Source organism: Marispirochaeta aestuarii (assembly GCF_002087085.1).
GTDB classification, from domain to species: domain Bacteria; phylum Spirochaetota; class Spirochaetia; order JC444; family Marispirochaetaceae; genus Marispirochaeta; species Marispirochaeta aestuarii.
Genome location: NZ_MWQY01000007.1, coordinates 11,500 through 28,283, shown reverse-complemented (window position 1 = coordinate 28,283; position 16,784 = coordinate 11,500). Strand labels below are relative to the sequence as shown.

The following is a 16,784-nucleotide window of genomic DNA, read 5'->3' as shown; positions in this document are numbered from 1 at the left end:
TTTAATTTCTGTTAAAAAACCCGGCTTTACGTCTTCAGATATTCTGAAAGGGATTCCAGAAGGGAAGCTTCTTTTACCGGTTTGGTGATTACCCGGCTCATCCCGGCCTTGAGAAAGGTATCAATATCATCGGTGTGGGCATGGGCTGTCAGCGCAATGATCGGCAGGTTCCGGTATTTTCCCATACCGTGGATTTCCCTGGTAGCCTCTATACCGTTGAGCCGGGGAAGGCTGATGTCCATGAGAACCAGGTCCGGAGATTCGGCTACACAGCGTTCCACCGCCTGATGCCCGTCTGTTGCTTCCACTATGGAAAACCCGTGGCCGGAGAGCATTTTCGAAAGGTAGATCCGGTTGATTGCTTCGTCTTCAACTATAAGAATCTTGCCCCCGATTTTGTCCGCAGGTATTGACGGTCCCTCTTCCACGAAGCTTTCCGTTGTCTGCTTCCGGAAATTGTCCGGCAGATGTACCGTAAAACATGAACCCTGCCCCTCTTTTGATTCCACCGATATGGAGCCTTTCATCAGCTTCAGGAGTTCCGCGACAATAGCCAGGCCGAGTCCCACGCCCCTGACGCGTTTGTTGTAGGGGCTTTCCAGCTGGTGAAAGGATGCGAATATCTCTTCCTGCTGGGATTCCGGTATGCCGATCCCTTCATCGATTACCCGAATTTCCAGCCCTTCCCGGTCTCCGGCTTCCAGGCGTATGGTTCCCGAATCGGAATATTTAACGGCGTTGGAGAGAAGATTGACGATAATCTGCAGAATTCTGCTTCTGTCTCCCAGATACCAGGGATATGTAAAATGGATGCTGGTCTCCAGTTCAAGGCCCTTCTCCTTTGCCTGGGCCGCCAGGAGACCTGCTCCCATGTGCAGTGCCTCGGAAAGGTCAAAAACCTCATTCTTCAGCCCCAGGGCCCCCGAGTCGAGCTGACTGAAGTCCAGCAGGTCTCGGATCACTTCAAAAAGCTGCTGCGACGACTCCTGGGCCAGGGAGAGAAAGTAGCGTTCCTCCTGCTGAAGATCCAGATTTTCCAGGATACTCAGCATCCCGATTATTCCGTTCAGGGGGGTCCGAAGCTCATGGCTGATATTGGCGAGGAAGTCATTCTTGATTTTCAGCGCTGTTTCTCGTCCGCCAGGTTCTGGAGGGTTTCGATCTTGTCCGTCTCATCCAGAATAAAGGCGAAATTGCAGCGCCTTCCCCCGGTAACAATCGGACCGATAAAGAGTTCCACGTTTCTGATCTCCCCGGACGCAAGGCGGTGGCGGGTATGAATATTGGATTTATCGGATTCCGCTGCTCGCCGGATCCTCTGTTGAACGGTATTCTGATCATCGATGTTCAAATCAAATACGGTCTTCCTTTTCAGCTCATCCCGGGAGTATCCGTAAAACTCAAGGGCCGCCGGGTTCGCGTCCAGGATTTCCGCGGTTTCCGGGTCTATGAGCAGGACCATCAGCCCCGTATTGTTGACCAGGGCCCGGTATTTTTCGCTCTCCTCCGCCAGCTCCCTGCGAATACGGCGGATGACGCGGTTCAGGAGAATCACGAAGAGCAGGCTGCCGAAGCCTATCCCGCCGAGAAGGATCATCATGGAGAGCATCCAGGGAGAGGTCGTCAGGTTCCGGGGCACCTCCGCGAAAAGTGAAGGAGAACAGAATAAAAAAAGCGGAAGCGCGGGATGCGAAAGGGTATACCGGGCAAACCTTTTTATCATCTCGATTTCAGTATATTGAATTGTATTCGATTATCAAGCTTTACGGCAGCTTTTTGCTGCCCGGGGCCGTTGACCCCCCGGAAGATCCCGGATACCCTGATTTCAGGAGGAGTGGATTATGTTCATACGCCTGCTTCCCTTTTTTACCCTTCTGCCGATTCTTGAACTCTACCTTCTGATAAAGATCGGCTCATACATCGGTGCGGGAATGGCATTGCTTCTCGTTCTGGGTACCGGGGTTCTGGGAGCTGCCCTGGCGCGGCAGGAAGGCTTCAAGGTCTGGATGAAGATCCAGCACACCATGCAGCAGGGGATATTCCCGGCGGATGACATGATAGACGGCCTGCTGATATTCGCCGCGGGAATCGTGTTGATTACTCCCGGAGTAATTACCGATTTTCTCGGATTTCTGCTGCTGATTCCCTTTACCAGGATATTTTTCCGGGATTGGCTGAAGAGCCGTTTCGGCGGTATGATTCAGCGGGGGGACTCCGATTTTTCCGGTGTTTTCCGGCACGGGAGCAGACCCGAACGGGATGTCACCGACAGCGGGGATGACCTGAAATAAGAATTCCGGAGGATTCAAGGGGAATCGAGACGTTCCGCCAGCAGCCTTCCTGCTCTTTTTGCCTGTTCCATAACCGCCGAATCCCCGCCGACGCTTCCCGCGTCAAAGTGGCCGATTGCCTTGACCGAGGCGACTGCTTCGATTCCCAGATCTCTTGAAAAATCATTCAGGAGGCTCAGGGTGCTGCCCATCATCGATTCGTCATGCTGTTCACAGACCGCGGCGGTCACGCAGAGCTTGCCGGTCCCGGAGTATTTGCTGATCCACTCCCGCCGGCTCACCGGATACTGGATGAGGCTGTAGCTGCGGTCGATAAAACGCTTCATGTCCGAGGTGACGGAATACCAGTAGGTGGGGGAGGCGAGGATCAGCCCGTCGGCTGCATCGATGCGGGAGACGATAGCGGCGTAATCGTCCCGTATTATACAGTCCCAGCTTTTTTGACAGCCTTCGCATCCGGTGCAGGCCCGGATGTCAAAATCTCCGAGAAAAAGCAGCTCCGTTTCCACCGAAGGCAGAGCGGTGCGCAGGGCTTCCAGAATTTTTCTGCTTATGAACGCGGTATTGCCGTTTTTTCTTCTGCTCCCGACCAGGGCTGTTACCTGCATAAACCCGCTCCTTTTGTTATATCCGTTCACATCGCGGAGGAATGGCTGTTATTCTGCTCCGAGCTCTTTGACCCTTCTTTGAGAATAAGCTGCAGCGAGGTAATGCGGTTACGTACGATGCCCTCGATGGTCAGTTCTCCCCATTCGGTCTCCACCGTCTCGTTGCGCTGGGGAAGCCGGTCCAGGAGCTCCGATATGTAACCGGAAATGGTCTGGACATACTTGCCGTGGGGAAGCTCGATCCCCAGACTGTCCTCGATCTGTTTGAGGGAGGTGTCCCCTTTTATCCGGTATCGGTTACCTTTGATGTGGTGGATCCGCTCCCGTCCCTTCTCCTCGTTTTCGTCATAGAGTTCGCCGAAAAGCTCCTCGATTACATCCTCCTGGGTTACGATTCCGGCGAGCCCTCCGTACTCGTCCATGACGACGGCGAGGTTGAGCTTGCCGCCCTTAAAGGCGGTATAGATATCGGAGATCTTTTTTGTCGTGGGAATGAACATCGGTTCCAGCATAAGCTCCTGAAGAGGAATGCTTCCCCTGCCGTTGGCAATCTCCCGGGCGGCATCCTTGAAAAGGACCACGCCGACGATCTTTTCCGGGTCCCTGTCGTAGACCGGAATCCGGGAAAAACCCTCTTCGATCATCTCCGGAAAGGCTTCGGTGAGGCTGAGGGATTTCTCGAGGCTGAAAACCTCGGTTCGGTGGGTCATTATTGCCTTGGCGGAGACGTCGTTGAGCCGGAAAATGCTCTTGATCATCTCCTGTTCGTACTGTTTTACCACACCCATGGTTCCCGCCATATTGACGATGTGGAGTATTCCCTCCATGGAGAGGTGTTCCCGGCGTTCCGAAGAGAAGAACCTTGTTATCAGGGAGCTTATCAGGCTGATCATGCGGATGAATGGAAAAAGGATGACCGACAGGACCTGTATGGGGAAGGCTGTAACAAGGGCGATCCCCTGGTTATGGATTATTGCTATACGCTTGGGAGTTACCTCTGAGAATATCAGAATGATCAGGGTCAGGACTCCGGTCATGATACCGATGGCCTGGCTTCCGAAAAGCCGGATTGTCATTTCCGTGGCAATGGCGGAGGCCCCGATATTGACCATGTTGTTGCCGATCAGGATTGTTGTCAGCAGGACATCAGGCTTTCCCGACAGTTCCTTGACCCGTCGTCCCCGGCGGCCGTGGTTATCAACCATGTGCTGGATCTGAAGGGTAGACAGAGAGGTAAAGGCGGTTTCACTGGCGGAGAAAAATCCTGAAAGCAGTATCAGGGTAACAAGCAGGATGATGCTGCTCAGCATACAGGCTCCGGGGAGGGTAAACTGTCATTGAGAGGTAAACTGCGCGACGGAGGGTAGGGGTCATCGTCCATGATCGAAGTCAGTATAGCCGCCTTGGCAGAAGGTTTCAACACACTTTTTGCGAATTATTTCCTTCCCCCTGCCGATGAACTATAATAGGACCGTAACAGGCAGAATGAAGATATACCGGAAGAAACACCACTTTACAGTACTCCTCGCATTTCTCCTGTGGGCTGTCTCGCTGTATGCCGGGGGAAATCATGAGGAGAACGCTGCTGCCGGGTCTGCAGAGAGGCGTTTTCTGGTGTTTCCCCCCGAATATCTTGCCGGAACGGAAGAAGAAGGGTCTCTGGAAGGGGCCGACGGACTGAGTACCGATTTCGCCGGTCTTCTCGTACAGAGACTGGGAAGCTCCTCACAGCTCGGGGAACCCGGGGATTCCGGGATCGGCGATATACGGGAATACGCCCTGCTCCAGGGGGCAGATGCTGCGGTGAACGGATTTTTTGTCGCGGAGCAGCTCCGGAACTCGGAATTCTTCGGCAGGCTTGTTCTCAGGGTGAGCGACTTTGGAGCGGGCAGGGAGCCCTTCTCCCTGACCTACCAGGGGCGATTTTTCATGGACGACCTGGAATCTGTTTTCCCCCTTCTTGCACAACAGGCCGCTGCGGATATCCTCGAGAGAACCGAGCCTCTTTCAGAAGCAGAGCTGCAGGCCCTTGACGCCAGGTTGCGGGAGGTACGGGCCGAAAAACGGGCTCGCCGTACCGTGCTTTTTACCCTTCAGTCGAAACCTGACCCCGAAGCAAAGCTCCTGCTGCATGACGGCACAAGTCCCGGGACCCTTGCCGATGGAAAGCTGAGCTTCGAGATCCCCGCGGAGAGCCGATACCGCATGACGGTGGAAAAGCCGGGGCACTATACCCGGGTTGTGGAAGGCCTGGCGGGTACCGAGGATGTCTCCGTATCAATTCCCGAGCTTTACCCGGAAATGACCGTGGACAGGGGCTTTGTCTTCTCCTACCTGCGTCCCTTCGGGCTGCTGTTCGAGGGGCGTTACAGGCTGTTCCGGGAATCCGCCACCCTTGGTGCCTCGGTGGGGCTTTTTCCCCTGCCGGATTACTGGGAGGACCATATCTTTGCTCCCGATTTCGGTGATCTTCTTATTGAGAGTGAGCTTGGGTTTCATCTCGGCTGGTATCCCTTTTCCCGGCCGGATTCCGAAGGAAGGATTCAACTGGAACTCAACATGCGCATCAATACCTACACCAACCCGTATCAGGAATGGCGAACCTTCCGCGCTCTAATGACCGGAGCAGGGCTTCGTTTTGAACTGAACCGGCCGACCTGGCTTGCCCACATCGGAATCCGGGGCTATTACCCGAATTACACCCCTGCGAAGGTGCGGGAAAGCGGTATAGTCCTGATAAACCTGGGGGCGGCATGGAAAAACTGATGCGGATACCGATGCTGATTCTGACGCTCCTCCTGGCCTCCTGTGAATACCTCGGTTTTGACGGGTATATCAATCAGCTCGAAGAGATCGGAATAAACCACGAACTCGCGGACGCGGTAAGCCTGGGACAGCACCTGGTCTCCCGGCCCCGGGAGTTCAACGGCAGGGTCTATGTGCTGGGAACCCGGGGGGTCTACGTACTGCGGGCAAGCAGGCTCTCGAGCTACCAGTATTACCCTTACAGCCAGGACCTGGGATACGAGAGGGATTTCTGGGAGGACCGTCTTCCGCCGATAAACTGCTACCGTGATCCCGTGAGCGGGCGGGTGGTAATTAACGCTCTGCACGAAGACTGGGACCGTGGTCTGCGCTATGGCGATACCCTGACGCTGGATGAGGATACACAACAGGCGATATTTGAGCCTGCTGACATTTCAGCATACGGACCTCTGGTTTCCCACATTACCGAGTCTGGTTCCAGGGCCTATGTATTGATACCGTACTTTGATACTCATGTTGACAGTATTTTCTGGAGTTCAGATGTTGCAGTTAATCCCGGGGGTGACCAAGAGAGGCTCGCGTCAGCATCAGAACTCTTTGTTTCCCAATCGCTGCGAACGATGCCGCAGGGTGCTGGGATACGTGTTGTGGCCCAGAATGGGACAGGGTACTACGGTAAGGGCTCAGCCCAGTTTACTGTTTATAACATTACTCCGCCAGACTGGATTTCCGCTGCAGGGATCTCTCTGATGACCAGTGATTTGATATTCAATGATCGTTTCTTTACGGACGGTACGAACGACTATTATGTGGCATCCAGGCTCAACGTATCCGTCAACAACCGGTACCTTCTTCTTTGGGGCGATGCGATTGAAGACGAAGAGACCATGCTGATCTACGACTACGTGACCGGGGAGCGCAAACTGAAAACCGATATCCCCGGCAATGAGACCTTTCCGGAACTGGCGGAATCGGGAATGGACATCTTTGTAACGAGTATCCGGGGAGGAGTGGCCAGGTATGCCTATGATTAAGCGCCTCCTTCTGCTCCTGTGTCTCTTCCCGCTGTTCCTGTGGTCCCAGGACAACTCGGCGGTAAAGCGCAGCATTGCCGTCATCACTGAAGAGGAGCATCCGCAGCTGATGCTCCTGGCAGAGAACCTGGAGGCGGAGCTTCTGAACCTGGATACCCTGAAAATCGCGGCAAACCCTGAAGCGAGCGACGCGATCATTTATTCCGGGCGCCTTGAGTTCGGCTCCCGTTCCAGCCTCTGGGTGCGGGGCGTTGACCGGTATACCGACCAGGAGGTCTTTACCGATGCCTATATTTTCCAGGATTTCGATCTTGAAGAGCTTCTGACGGACTTTTTACCCCGGGTGCTGTCGGCCGTGAAAAAGGGCTTTCCTCCCCTCGCGGCGGAAGCCGCCCGTGCTGCAGCGGCAGGGGGAAAAGCGGACATTATCTTCAGCAGACCGAAAGCTGAAGGCGGACCTGTTCCCGTTACACTGAAGCTGAAGCTGCCCCCGGAAACGATCCTTGTCCTTGACAAGGGAATCCGGAAAAGTGAACAGAACGGATTCATCGAGCTTCGCGCTCTTCCCGGGTCCATACTTCCCTACCGCGCCGAAGCCCCGGGGTATGTTCCCGCAGAAGGAGAGCTCCTTTTCGGCGAGAAGGATGAAACCAGATCTCTTGATCTGGTACCCTATGCCGAATGGGCTGTGGAGCTGAAGGCCCGGCTGTGGGAGTTCGGTGCCGCCGCGGGTGTCATCCGCTTTCTGCTGGATGAGGAGATCTACCTGTATGCCTCCCTGGAACAGAACATCCTGAGCCTGAAAAATATGTTTACCCTCTGGACCGATCCCTCCCGGGGTTTTCTGCAGCCCGTGGCCGGTATCGGCGGTTACGGGCTCGGACCTGAATACCCTGTACGTCCCTACATGGGCTTCGGGGTTCTGACCCGCCTTGTCTTCGGCGACGAGGGAATGTACCTGTCTAAAACCCTGACCGCCGGTATCGATATAAGCATGGGACTGGATATGGCTTTTTTCAGACGTGATGACCTGCGCCTTGTTCTGGATTACACGCCGCGGTTCTTTTACAGCTCCTTTTACGACCATCCCTTCGAGGATTACCATGCGGGCAAGGGGCAGCCGGTGCATCTTGAGGGGCACTGGCATCTGCAGTGGTCCGGGCCGGTCAACCTTGGGATACGGTGGAAGCTATGAGATATCTGACTCTTGTTGCCGCCCTGCTTTTGTTGCTGAGTTCCTGTGAGGCCTACCTGGAGGAGAAGCTCGAGTTCCTGGAGCTTCCCTTCGAATACGAAGGACAGCTGCGGGACAATAATTTTAATCCCGACTGGGACCTCGCCTGGGGGGTTCCTGATAACGGAGACGGAAGCGGAGTGTATCTATGTACCTTCTGGGGCGGGCTGTTCTACCTGGATGATGGGAATCTTTTCTCTCTCTGGTTCCCGTATTTTGATCCTCTTTACCGGCGCATTGTTTCCCTTGACCGGAAAGGCTGGTTTGTACAACTTTTTGAGAGCGGGGCCAACGAGGGACTGGCCCTGATGGAGTATGATTTTACGAACTGGATGTTCAACGATTATGGTACCCAGACGCCCGGGTATGTATTCGGTACGACTTCTATAACTGTGTACAACAATATCATGCATCTCATACAAACCCAGGGTGACCCGGTGGTTGCGGAGTGGTTAGCTGATACTGGTACGGGGACTTTGACATACAATGTGAACCTGCTGAATCTTGGAGATGTTTTATTGTCAGATATCGTCAGTGCCGCCTTCCCCGAAGCCGACACTACCTGGGGCCCGGTTTCGGTTGACTTTCTTGCCTTCGCGCCAGCTACCCTTGCCTCCTGGAACGGAAAACACAAGTTCATCCTTGCCCGTAGCGACGGAAGTACCGGGGAGAGAAAGGTAATGCTGGTTTCCGTTGATGAGACCGACTACAGCCTGTCTGTTCGACGATTAAGCGCCGAACGGGATTTCCATTTTGTCTCCCGGGACCGCTTTGTGGGAATGGATGGGGAGACCCTGAAAATCTTCAATTCCACCGGGGAAGAGCTTGCCGACTACGAACTCGAAGGTATGCGCCTTTTGGGGTACCGCTCCTCCACTGACCCGGAGCTGGTTTTCCTGTATCGGTCGGAAGAGGACGGAGATCGGGTCTACGGGATCTACAGCCTGCCGGCGGCATTTGTGCGGGAGGCCCGGTGATGAAGCGATCTGCTGTATTTTTCCTTTTCATCTTTATTGTGCTGCTTACCGGCTGTGGCAGGGAGGAGCGAACGAAGGTTATTCTCAGGGACTATGATAATTCCGCCGGTACTGGAGAGGTTTTTCTGACCCTGTCATCGGAATTCTTTATTCCCACCTGGGGGGCCAGTGTAAACCTGTCGACTTCGATTGTTCCCATGGCTTCCGTCCGGGATGTTGCTCTGCTGGATGTATCTGAGTCGGATGCCCTGGATCGTTATTACCTGTATGTGCTCGAGGATACCGTGGACGATAATATGGCCACTGTCAACGATCAGTTCTGGCCGGTTATAGAGCTGACGCCCAAAAAGGGCCAAACCCTTGAACTGTACGGCTTTGTGAATGATACATCCCAGTCGGTGCCCTTCAGCCCGGACAGCCGCAGCTTCCTGCGGTTTGATTACCGGATTCCCGAACTGCCGGCACCGGACCGACCTCTCTATTTGCAGTTAATTGCGGGAAGCGGCACCATGGATTTTACGGTTATGAATCCGGATATCTCAATCCCGATTACCAGCCCTGCGGCCCTGAACATTCTCTGCTTTTTCCTCACCCCGGGGCAGAGCTACACCTATTTTGCTTTTCTCGATATGGACTCTTCCGGTACACCGACTGCCGGAGATTACGCCTCGGTTCCCGATGCCGCTGCTGTGACTGATTCTTTTACTGCATATAACGGAGACAGCGAGATTATGCTTCCATTATCAGGAATCAGGCTGTAATAACCACGCTTCCGCTGGTGAGTTCTCCAAGGGCCTGCTTCAGCTCCCCGGCGTGCTCTGTTTCAATACAGAGCTTCAGGGACACTTCCGTACCGAAGTCCTCGGCCTCGATTCGGGCCTTGTATTCCCCCAGCACCTTCCTGATTCCTTCGTAATAGTGATATCCAAAGCGCAGTCCCAGGACAGTCTCCTCCACGAGGAGTTTCCGGGGAATATCGTCGATTACGGCCTTCGTGGAGTCGGTATAGGCCTTGACCAGCCCGCCGGTGCCCAGCTTTGTTCCCCCGAAGTAGCGTACGATGCATACCAGGATGTTTGTAAGTCCGCTGTACTGCAGGGTCGAGAGGGCGGGCTTGCCGGCGGTTCCCCTGGGTTCCCCGTCGTCGGACATTCCCAGATGCTGGGTGTTTTCGTCTCCCAGAACGAAGGCCCACACCACGTGGGAGCTTTTGGGGTGTTCCTCCCTGGTTCTGCGGATAATTTCCTTTGCCTCATCCTCGGAGCTGACCGGATGGGCGGCCGCAAGAAACAGTGACTTTTTTATTTCCAGTTCGGCTGCACGGGATTGGGTCGGTACGAACATGATCTCTCTTTTTACTACATCCTGATCGCTTTCTCAATGACGGATCCGAGTTTCTCTATGCCTTCCCGGGTTGCCCGGGTAACGGGTGAACCGTAGCTGACGCGGATACAGTTCTTATGGCGGTCGCCTGAACTGAAGGCCTGGCCGGGAACAATGCCGATTCCCTCCTTCAGGGCGGTTTCGAAGAGTTGCAGGGAATCTATTTTTCCGGGTAGTTCCACCCAGAAGTAGTAGCCTCCCCGGGGATCACTTATGGCCGTTCCCGGGGGAAGGGCGCCCAACAGGAGCTGTTTGGTCTCCCGTGCCTGACCGGCCATCGCTGTCTGAAGCCTCCGGATATGGCGTGTATAGGATCCCATGCTGAGAAAGTCCGCCAGCCCTTCCTGCAGAAGAGGGCTCCCGCCCAGGCTGAGGGCGGTTTTAAGGGTCCTGCAGCGGCTGTGAAACCTTCCTCCCATCAGCCAGCCGATTCTCATCCCCGGTCCCAGGGTCTTGGAGACGGAGGCGCAGTAGAGAACATTTCCCCGGGTGTCGAAACTTTTTATTGGCGGAAAGACTTCATGGTTGAAGGATGAGTCGCTGTAGATATCATCCTCGATGAGCGGAACTGTGTATTTGTGCGCCATCTCCGCCATTTTTTTCCGTTTTTCCTCCGGCTGAAGAAACCCCAGGGGATTCTGGAAAATCGCGGTGGTAACAACAGCTTTTGCTTCCCCCTTTTTCAGTACTGTTTCCAGGCTCTCCAGGTCCATTCCGTCCCGCGCGGAAGTAGGTATGGGGACTACCTTTCTGCCCAGCTCGTTCAGAAGCTGAAGGGTTCCCAGAAAAACCGGGCTTTCAATGGCCACGGGATCCCCGACCCCGGTGCAGACCTGAAGCGCGAGACTCAGGGCTTCTATGCATCCGTTGGTGATGAGGATCTCATCTGCCGGCACGTTTACACCTCTGTCCAGCATTTTGCGGGCGATCCGGGTGCGCAGAGCGGCGCTGCCCGCCTCGTTGCTGTATTCCCGGAGTATGCCGGGGCGCCCCCGCATGACCCGGTTTATCGACTGACGAAGACTGCGCAAGGGGAGCAGGCCATTATCGGGGATTCCCGCTCCCAGGGGCAGAATCGTGGTGTCGTTGCTTGCCTCGACGATTCGGCCGATTATGCTGACCGGTTTTGCATCCTCACGTTTCAGGGTGTAGGTTTCGGCTTCCGGCTCCGGAGCTTGTCCGTTTCGCGGGCAGGTAGCGTAAAACCCTGATCTTTCAATGGAACATGCTTTTCCCAGACGTTCCAGCTGCTCATAGGCCTGCATTATTACAGAAACCGAACACCTGAAACGGGAGCTCATTTTTCTCAAAGAGGGGAGTTTCTCGCCGTAATGTATTGATCCCGAGTCGATTGCATCGGAAATACTGTCGGCTATCTTCTCATAGAGGAAGCGCCGTGAATCCGGGGAAAAAGCCATAGGAAAGTTTAAACTGTTATGGTCGTTAAATCAAATATCTGTATCTGTTATTGTTCTCCCGGATCTTCTATTCTCTGACGAAAAGAGTATGGAGGTTTCCATGTACGCTATTATCCTTCCGGTTTTTCTATTTACCCTTTCCATGACCATAACCCCCGGGCCCAACAACATGCTGCTCACAGCTTCGGGAGCACGCTTCGGCTACCGGCGAACCCTTCCCCTGATCGGGGGAATTGTCCTGGGGATAATCAGCCAGCTTGTTTTAAGCGCCCTGGGCCTGGGAGTCCTCTTTGAGAGTATTCCTGTCCTGAAGGGGCTGCTGAAGGTATTCGGGGTCCTGTATCTGGTGTATCTGGCGTACCGGATTGCCTTTACTCCCGGCAAGGAAAAACATGGGAAAGAGGCGGAGCAGCCCCTGGGTCTAATGGCAGGGGCGGGTTTTCAGTACCTGAATCCCAAGGCCTACATAATGTCCATCACCGCCATGTCGGTGTACCCCGTGCAGGGGGAGCTGTTTCTGCCGTCTGCCCTTCTCATTATCCTCTTCTTTCTGATAATAACCCCCCTGGCAATATCGGTCTGGGCCGGCTTCGGGACCCTGCTCGGCCGCCTGATGAGTTCGGCCCGCTATGCAAGGGGGGTGCGGATGCTGTTGGGAGGCATGACCGCAGCTTCCGTGGTTTTTATCCTTATTTAGCTGCGGTGACTATCGAAGCTCCGCTTCAATTTTACCGATAATCTCACGCGCTGTCGTTATCCCGTCCATATCCGTGTAGAGTTCGCCGGTGGAGCCGTCGGGACTGGAATGTCCCTGCAGTTCCAGTTCAAGCGGTCCGGCGCCGGTTTCAGATCTATCCACTTCGGCGGCATAGACAAGGGCCGGCTGTCCGCTCCCCCAGGGACCTCCGGAATATCTCGAAGACCCCTTTTCCGCCTCTTCGGGATACGAATGGTTAAAATCGAGAGAGGCGTTCACCTCTGCCAGGATCCTGAAGCGCGACACTCCTTCGGGAAGATCTGCCTGTATGCTGAAACCGCTTTTCGGTGTCGCCGAGCTTACCGCGTCCACCCCTGGCAGGGGCCCGTCCCATCGATCTGCCGTGCTGCCGGTGCTCCTGTGGGTCCACAGGGGAAGGCTTTCGGGACGCCGTAAATTCTCCTTCTGAGTCTTGTCCCCCGGGGCTTTTCGCCAGTCGGACAGGGCTGTCCTGCTGGTGACAAAGAGGGTCCGTATAAAATTGCCATCCATGTCCTCAAGCCAGAGGGCAAGCTGGGTCGGCGCCTTTACTGCGATAAATAGAAAGACCGGTACCCTGTGCAGGTAGTGCTCTCCTTCTTCAATGCGGATCTGCAGCATCCCGTTGCCTGCCTCCGGACCGGTTTTCTGATCCGGTTCTGCCGTCAGCCCTGCTGCAGCGAGCAGGAATATCAGCACCGGTATTATTCGTTTCATGTTTTTTCTCCTCAGTCTGTATCGTTATGTCTGGTGACCAGGGCACTCCGGCCCCGGGGCGTCAAGTATTCACGGATGAAAGCCAGGTAGCCACGGATCCCCTTGCCGATCATTTCTTCGGCATCCCTTATGCCAACTGCTTTCTGGAATCCGAGCCAGTAATCGTTGATGAGCCACTGATTCTGAAGGAAGATATCCTTCTCCTCCGGTGATTCAAAGGGCCGAATAAGTCCCTGTTTCTCCAGGGATGAAAAGAGTTTCTCCAGTTTTTTCCGCTTTATCCGGTAGTTTTCCCGGTATGCCTCCGCGAGGACCGGGTCCCGGTCCAGAAGCATGGACAGGTTCATATAGAAAAACCGGTATTTGAAATACAAACGGTAGATCTGTTCTATCATCGAAAGAAGCCCCGTAATTTCTCCCGAGACGGGATTCTCTACAAAAAGGGCGTCGAAATCTTCGGTGATCCGCTGGAATATGGAGAGGATGATCTGTTCCCTGTTCCGGTAGTGGTAATACAGGGTACCGGGACTGATTCCCAGGGCGTCGATAATATGGTTCGTGGTAACCTTGTGAGGGCCGAGTTCGTTCAGCAGTTCAATGGCGGCGCTTACAATCCGGTCTTTCACTGTTCCTCCTGTTGTCGAATAAATATTCGAGAGAATGAGTCGATATTATCGAATAATTATTCGACTGTCAAGTGAGAATTGCTGCCTTCTGAAGTTTACGTTTAGATTAGCGTATACCCGCGGGTTCGATCAGAATAACGTGTCCCTCTCTGGTCCCCAGGGCAATCAGGCTGTCCCCGGGAATTATTACCGGCCGTGTGGAGGCCTGTTCCGTCAGGTCAAGGCTCTTACTGGTTGTTCCCGTATCTGCCGCAGCGATAATCAGCTTACGGTCCCGGGTGCCGTAGACGAATTGCCGGCCCCCGTCCAGGATCAGGGGAGGTGTGGCTGCGCCGCGGATTGGGGTGAAAAGCTCGGTACCGTCATCCGGATCGAGTCCGTATATGGTCCCGTCCATGCCATAGGGATAGATGCCCGAATCACCCACAGCGATATCTGTAGCGATGGCTACGCCGGTGTCCCCGAGGCTTTTTTCCCAGATCACAACTCTTTTTTGCAGATCCAGGCAGACCACATCTCCCCGGCGTCCGGAAAATACGGCACGGTCACCATGAACTGAAACAGCCTGGGCAAGAGGCTGCAGGGCACCGGTGGGGATAGATGTTTCCAGCCTTCCGCCGGCACCAATCATAAGAAAGGTTCCTTCCTGGTCCGCAATCAGAATCATGTCACGATAAATCCCGGGGCTCATCCTGGATCCGGCGGTCCCGAGATCGGCAAATCTGCTGAAGGAGCCGGTGGCGGGATCGAGGAAGTCCAGGGATTTGTTGGCGGGGTAGAGGATTTTGTCCTGATAGGGGACGGCCCTCCGCCCAAAGAGGTGGGAGCGGCTGCTCTGGAGGGGGATCCGCTGCAGTGCCTTTCCCGTTACAAGATCGGCGATCAAAAGCTCCCTGCTGCCGGAGAAGACAAGTCTGGTGCCTGCAACTACCGGGAGGTTATTTTCGTTGGGCCGATTGGAACTCTCTGTCCTCCACAGGATTTTTCCGTCCAGGTCTACTGCACTGAGTGTCCCCCGGGCGTCCGAGGCCAGTAAAAGGCCGTCAGAAGCTGCCAACCCGATAAGGATTGTCTGAGAGGCTGAACTGCTGAACAGTACAGGTTGTTCCTGCAGGACTATATGTCTGCTTACCGGGCTGTCTCCGACCTCCAGGGTGATTCTTTCTTCAGTAAAACCCCGGCGGCTTACGGTAACGGAAAGTCGGTCTCCCGGCATGGCTTCGACGCTTGCCCGGCCGGTGCCGCTGATGCCCCTGTCAAGCTGAACCAGGGCGTCTGCCGGCGATGCTGTAAGGCTTATCCGGACTGTTTCGGGCCCTGCAGGTGCGGGCCTGGGTTCCGATGGCGGCTCCGGCTGAGCCGGTATTTCCGCTTCGGTCCGGGCTGTCGGCTCCGACTGCGATACAGGCTGTGGCCGGGGGGCGGGTTGCCGGGGGACTTCCGTCCGGGGGCTCGCCGCTGCGGGAGCAGGCGGAGGAGATTCAGGAGCTGGAGGTGCAGGGGCGGCTGCCACTGCGGCAGGGGGCACTGTCTCTGCCCGGGGCTGAGGTTCTTCCGAACGTGCAGGCACAGACTGCGCCTCCGGTGCCGCCTCGGTTTGGGGTTCAGGAGCGGAAGAGGCAGGAGGTACCTGGGGGGCCGCCGGCGGTGTGGGAGCCTGGGAGGAAAGTGAGGCCAGCTTGACGTTGTAGAGCCTGGCTGAATCTGAGCTCACGGAGATGGCAAGCTGGTACTCAGCGTATCCGTCCCTCCGCAGGGTAAAGGAGAGGCTGCTCCCCTCCTCAAAAAGGGCCGAGTAGCTTCCTTTTCCGGCCCTCTCCCCGTTCAGCAGAATCTCGACGTCCGCCGGATCTGCCTTGACGGCAATTTTGTGGAGCCTTATTTTCGGCAGTTCAGATCCGCCGTCTTTTGCGGCTGCCACGGGGATCTCCAGGATCCTCATCTTGTCGGTCTGCTTGAGGACCTCCCTCTTTTCCGGGGATATTTCCGCGGGGCCTGAGCTTTCGGTTCTGAGTATCCGGGCAGTCTGCGCCGTCGCCGCCGCCAGATCACGGGTTTTTTCCTCCCGCTCTTCAGGGCTCTCCGCCGCTGCAATTTCAGTTACGCTCCGCTTTATGGATTCCGCCGCCTCTCTGGTCTCCTCGGCAAAGTCAGGTCCCAGGGTTATTTCCTGGTTGGCTTCCACCCGGGGAGCTGTTTCCAGCAGCTGATCGATAAGCTCCTCCGTTTCAGCATCCTGACCGGCAAGCTGATCCTTCAGTTCCTCCGTATCTATATCGGGGGAGAGGATTGCAACGCTCCCCTCCTTGACTGCGAAGACCGACTGCCCGGAGGCATCGGTGCTAACGCTGAATTCGGTTCCCCGCACACCGCATACCGCGGACTGGGTCCGAACGCTGAAGCTGTCCGAGCCTGAAAGTTTCTGCACCTTGGAGAGCACCGTTCCTGCCGCCATGGCGATTCCGACCTTTGATGACTCCGGTGTAAGATTGATACGGCTGATGTCGATTTCCGTGTTTTCCTGAAGGCTGATAACAGCGATTCTGCCGAACTGTATCTCGCAGCTCGAGTCCGCGGCGGTTCTGATCCTGTCGGCGGGGGTAATCAGGTCGCCGATTTCCGCCGGAAACCAGCCGCTTTCGTCGGCTATATCCACCTCGCCGCTTATGTAGGCGATTATTCCCTCATCCAGAGCAGGAGCTTCAACCGGAGGGAGCTCCTGAGATACGACCGTCGGAGAGGGGACAATTGCTGTCGAGGTCTTAGGCTCAGGTTCCCTTTTGCTGCATCCGGCAACTAACAGAACCAGGATCAGGGAAAGCGGTAAGAGTACTCTTTTCATTCAGCGCCTCGTTATGACGATTTTCAGGCAGAAATATCCCCAGTATACGAATAAAAGTATAGTACAGGCGGGGGGGCATTTCAATTTTCTTGAATTTTTGTCCCCCGGCTAGTATATTTCCGCCAAACACAACATCTATATCTTTTATCTGC

16 protein-coding genes are annotated in these 16,784 nt (G+C 55.2%); 7 read left to right on the top strand and 9 right to left on the bottom strand.

The genetic code is table 11. The annotated features are described in order from the left end of the window. Positions 1 to 26: 26 nt before the first annotated feature. The gene (locus B4O97_RS07245) at positions 27 to 1,118 is read right to left on the bottom strand and encodes an ATP-binding protein (protein WP_269844553.1); all 1,092 of its coding nucleotides are present in this window, start codon (positions 1,116 to 1,118) and stop codon (positions 27 to 29) included. A 2-nt stretch (positions 1,119 to 1,120) separates the two neighbouring features. Beyond that, positions 1,121 to 1,723, bottom strand: a complete 603-nt coding sequence (locus tag B4O97_RS07240; protein WP_083049605.1) for a PAS domain S-box protein — start codon at positions 1,721 to 1,723, stop codon at positions 1,121 to 1,123. A 118-nt stretch (positions 1,724 to 1,841) separates the two neighbouring features. On the opposite strand from B4O97_RS07240, the gene B4O97_RS07235 reads away from it, so the two are divergent. Beyond that, positions 1,842 to 2,291: an FxsA family protein gene (locus B4O97_RS07235; protein ID WP_083049603.1), complete on the top strand. Its 450-nt coding sequence runs from the start codon at positions 1,842 to 1,844 to the stop codon at positions 2,289 to 2,291. Between the two features lie 14 nt (positions 2,292 to 2,305). On the opposite strand, the gene B4O97_RS07230 is transcribed toward B4O97_RS07235, so the two are convergent. Together B4O97_RS07230 and B4O97_RS07225 are read right to left on the bottom strand one after the other, a co-directional pair. Then, positions 2,306 to 2,899, bottom strand: a complete 594-nt coding sequence (locus B4O97_RS07230) for a flavodoxin family protein (RefSeq protein WP_083049602.1) — start codon at positions 2,897 to 2,899, stop codon at positions 2,306 to 2,308. Between the two features lie 26 nt (positions 2,900 to 2,925). Further along, on the bottom strand, positions 2,926 to 4,209 hold the full coding sequence (locus tag B4O97_RS07225; protein WP_083049600.1) for a hemolysin family protein: 1,284 nt from the start codon (positions 4,207 to 4,209) through the stop codon (positions 2,926 to 2,928). 175 nt (positions 4,210 to 4,384) lie between these two features. On the opposite strand from B4O97_RS07225, the gene B4O97_RS07220 reads away from it, so the two are divergent. From B4O97_RS07220 to B4O97_RS07200, 5 genes are read left to right on the top strand one after another with little or no spacing between them, the layout of a single operon-like run. Next, positions 4,385 to 5,665: a hypothetical protein gene (locus B4O97_RS07220; RefSeq protein ID WP_083049599.1), complete on the top strand. Its 1,281-nt coding sequence runs from the start codon at positions 4,385 to 4,387 to the stop codon at positions 5,663 to 5,665. Then, a complete protein-coding gene (locus B4O97_RS07215; protein ID WP_083049597.1) occupies positions 5,653 to 6,699 on the top strand; it encodes a hypothetical protein in 1,047 nt (348 codons plus the stop codon). The genes B4O97_RS07220 and B4O97_RS07215 overlap by 13 nt, the downstream gene beginning before the upstream one ends. Then, entirely contained in the window at positions 6,692 to 7,894 is a 1,203-nt protein-coding gene (locus tag B4O97_RS07210; protein ID WP_083049595.1) for a hypothetical protein, read from the top strand. Before B4O97_RS07215 ends, B4O97_RS07210 begins: the two co-directional genes overlap by 8 nt. Then, positions 7,891 to 8,910, top strand: coding sequence for a hypothetical protein (locus tag B4O97_RS07205; RefSeq protein WP_083049593.1), 1,020 nt, complete (start codon positions 7,891 to 7,893; stop codon positions 8,908 to 8,910). The genes B4O97_RS07210 and B4O97_RS07205 overlap by 4 nt, the downstream gene beginning before the upstream one ends. After that, the gene (locus B4O97_RS07200) at positions 8,910 to 9,671 is read left to right on the top strand and encodes a hypothetical protein (protein ID WP_083049592.1); all 762 of its coding nucleotides are present in this window, start codon (positions 8,910 to 8,912) and stop codon (positions 9,669 to 9,671) included. Before B4O97_RS07205 ends, B4O97_RS07200 begins: the two co-directional genes overlap by 1 nt. Here B4O97_RS07200 and B4O97_RS07195 read toward each other — a convergent pair. Beyond that, positions 9,661 to 10,254, bottom strand: coding sequence for a YigZ family protein (locus B4O97_RS07195; RefSeq protein WP_083049590.1), 594 nt, complete (start codon positions 10,252 to 10,254; stop codon positions 9,661 to 9,663). The genes B4O97_RS07200 and B4O97_RS07195 overlap by 11 nt on opposite strands. A 14-nt stretch (positions 10,255 to 10,268) precedes the next feature. Beyond that, entirely contained in the window at positions 10,269 to 11,711 is a 1,443-nt protein-coding gene (locus B4O97_RS07190; protein WP_083049589.1) for an aminotransferase-like domain-containing protein, read from the bottom strand. A 100-nt stretch (positions 11,712 to 11,811) separates the two neighbouring features. On the opposite strand from B4O97_RS07190, the gene B4O97_RS07185 reads away from it, so the two are divergent. After that, positions 11,812 to 12,408 (top strand): LysE family translocator, encoded by a 597-nt coding sequence (locus B4O97_RS07185; RefSeq protein WP_083049587.1) that lies wholly within the window; start codon positions 11,812 to 11,814, stop codon positions 12,406 to 12,408. 9 nt (positions 12,409 to 12,417) lie between these two features. Here the strand turns inward: B4O97_RS07185 and B4O97_RS07180 are convergent, their stop codons facing one another. From B4O97_RS07180 to B4O97_RS07170, 3 genes are all read right to left on the bottom strand, one after another. Then, complete coding sequence (locus B4O97_RS07180) at positions 12,418 to 13,164, bottom strand: hypothetical protein (RefSeq protein ID WP_083049585.1); 747 nt, start codon at positions 13,162 to 13,164, stop codon at positions 12,418 to 12,420. Positions 13,165 to 13,175: 11 nt separating this feature from the next. Continuing rightward, entirely contained in the window at positions 13,176 to 13,790 is a 615-nt protein-coding gene (locus B4O97_RS07175; RefSeq protein WP_083049584.1) for a TetR/AcrR family transcriptional regulator, read from the bottom strand. Positions 13,791 to 13,896: 106 nt separating this feature from the next. Further along, a complete protein-coding gene (locus B4O97_RS07170) occupies positions 13,897 to 16,632 on the bottom strand; it encodes a FecR domain-containing protein (protein WP_083049583.1) in 2,736 nt (911 codons plus the stop codon). Between the last annotated feature and the right edge of the window lie 152 nt (positions 16,633 to 16,784).

Bases quoted from the DNA above. Each gene is read 5' to 3' on its own strand.
- B4O97_RS07240 (WP_083049605.1), bottom strand. From the start codon at position 1,723: ATGATAAAAAGGTTTGCCCGGTATACCCTTTCGCATCCCGCGCTTCCG.
- B4O97_RS07235 (WP_083049603.1), top strand. From the start codon at position 1,842: ATGTTCATACGCCTGCTTCCCTTTTTTACCCTTCTGCCGATTCTTGAA.
- B4O97_RS07230 (WP_083049602.1), bottom strand. From the start codon at position 2,899: ATGCAGGTAACAGCCCTGGTCGGGAGCAGAAGAAAAAACGGCAATACC.
- B4O97_RS07225 (WP_083049600.1), bottom strand. From the start codon at position 4,209: ATGCTGAGCAGCATCATCCTGCTTGTTACCCTGATACTGCTTTCAGGA.
- B4O97_RS07220 (WP_083049599.1), top strand. From the start codon at position 4,385: ATGAAGATATACCGGAAGAAACACCACTTTACAGTACTCCTCGCATTT.
- B4O97_RS07215 (WP_083049597.1), top strand. From the start codon at position 5,653: ATGGAAAAACTGATGCGGATACCGATGCTGATTCTGACGCTCCTCCTG.
- B4O97_RS07210 (WP_083049595.1), top strand. From the start codon at position 6,692: ATGATTAAGCGCCTCCTTCTGCTCCTGTGTCTCTTCCCGCTGTTCCTG.
- B4O97_RS07205 (WP_083049593.1), top strand. From the start codon at position 7,891: ATGAGATATCTGACTCTTGTTGCCGCCCTGCTTTTGTTGCTGAGTTCC.
- B4O97_RS07200 (WP_083049592.1), top strand. From the start codon at position 8,910: ATGAAGCGATCTGCTGTATTTTTCCTTTTCATCTTTATTGTGCTGCTT.
- B4O97_RS07195 (WP_083049590.1), bottom strand. From the start codon at position 10,254: ATGTTCGTACCGACCCAATCCCGTGCAGCCGAACTGGAAATAAAAAAG.
- B4O97_RS07190 (WP_083049589.1), bottom strand. From the start codon at position 11,711: ATGGCTTTTTCCCCGGATTCACGGCGCTTCCTCTATGAGAAGATAGCC.
- B4O97_RS07185 (WP_083049587.1), top strand. From the start codon at position 11,812: ATGTACGCTATTATCCTTCCGGTTTTTCTATTTACCCTTTCCATGACC.
- B4O97_RS07180 (WP_083049585.1), bottom strand. From the start codon at position 13,164: ATGAAACGAATAATACCGGTGCTGATATTCCTGCTCGCTGCAGCAGGG.
- B4O97_RS07170 (WP_083049583.1), bottom strand. From the start codon at position 16,632: ATGAAAAGAGTACTCTTACCGCTTTCCCTGATCCTGGTTCTGTTAGTT.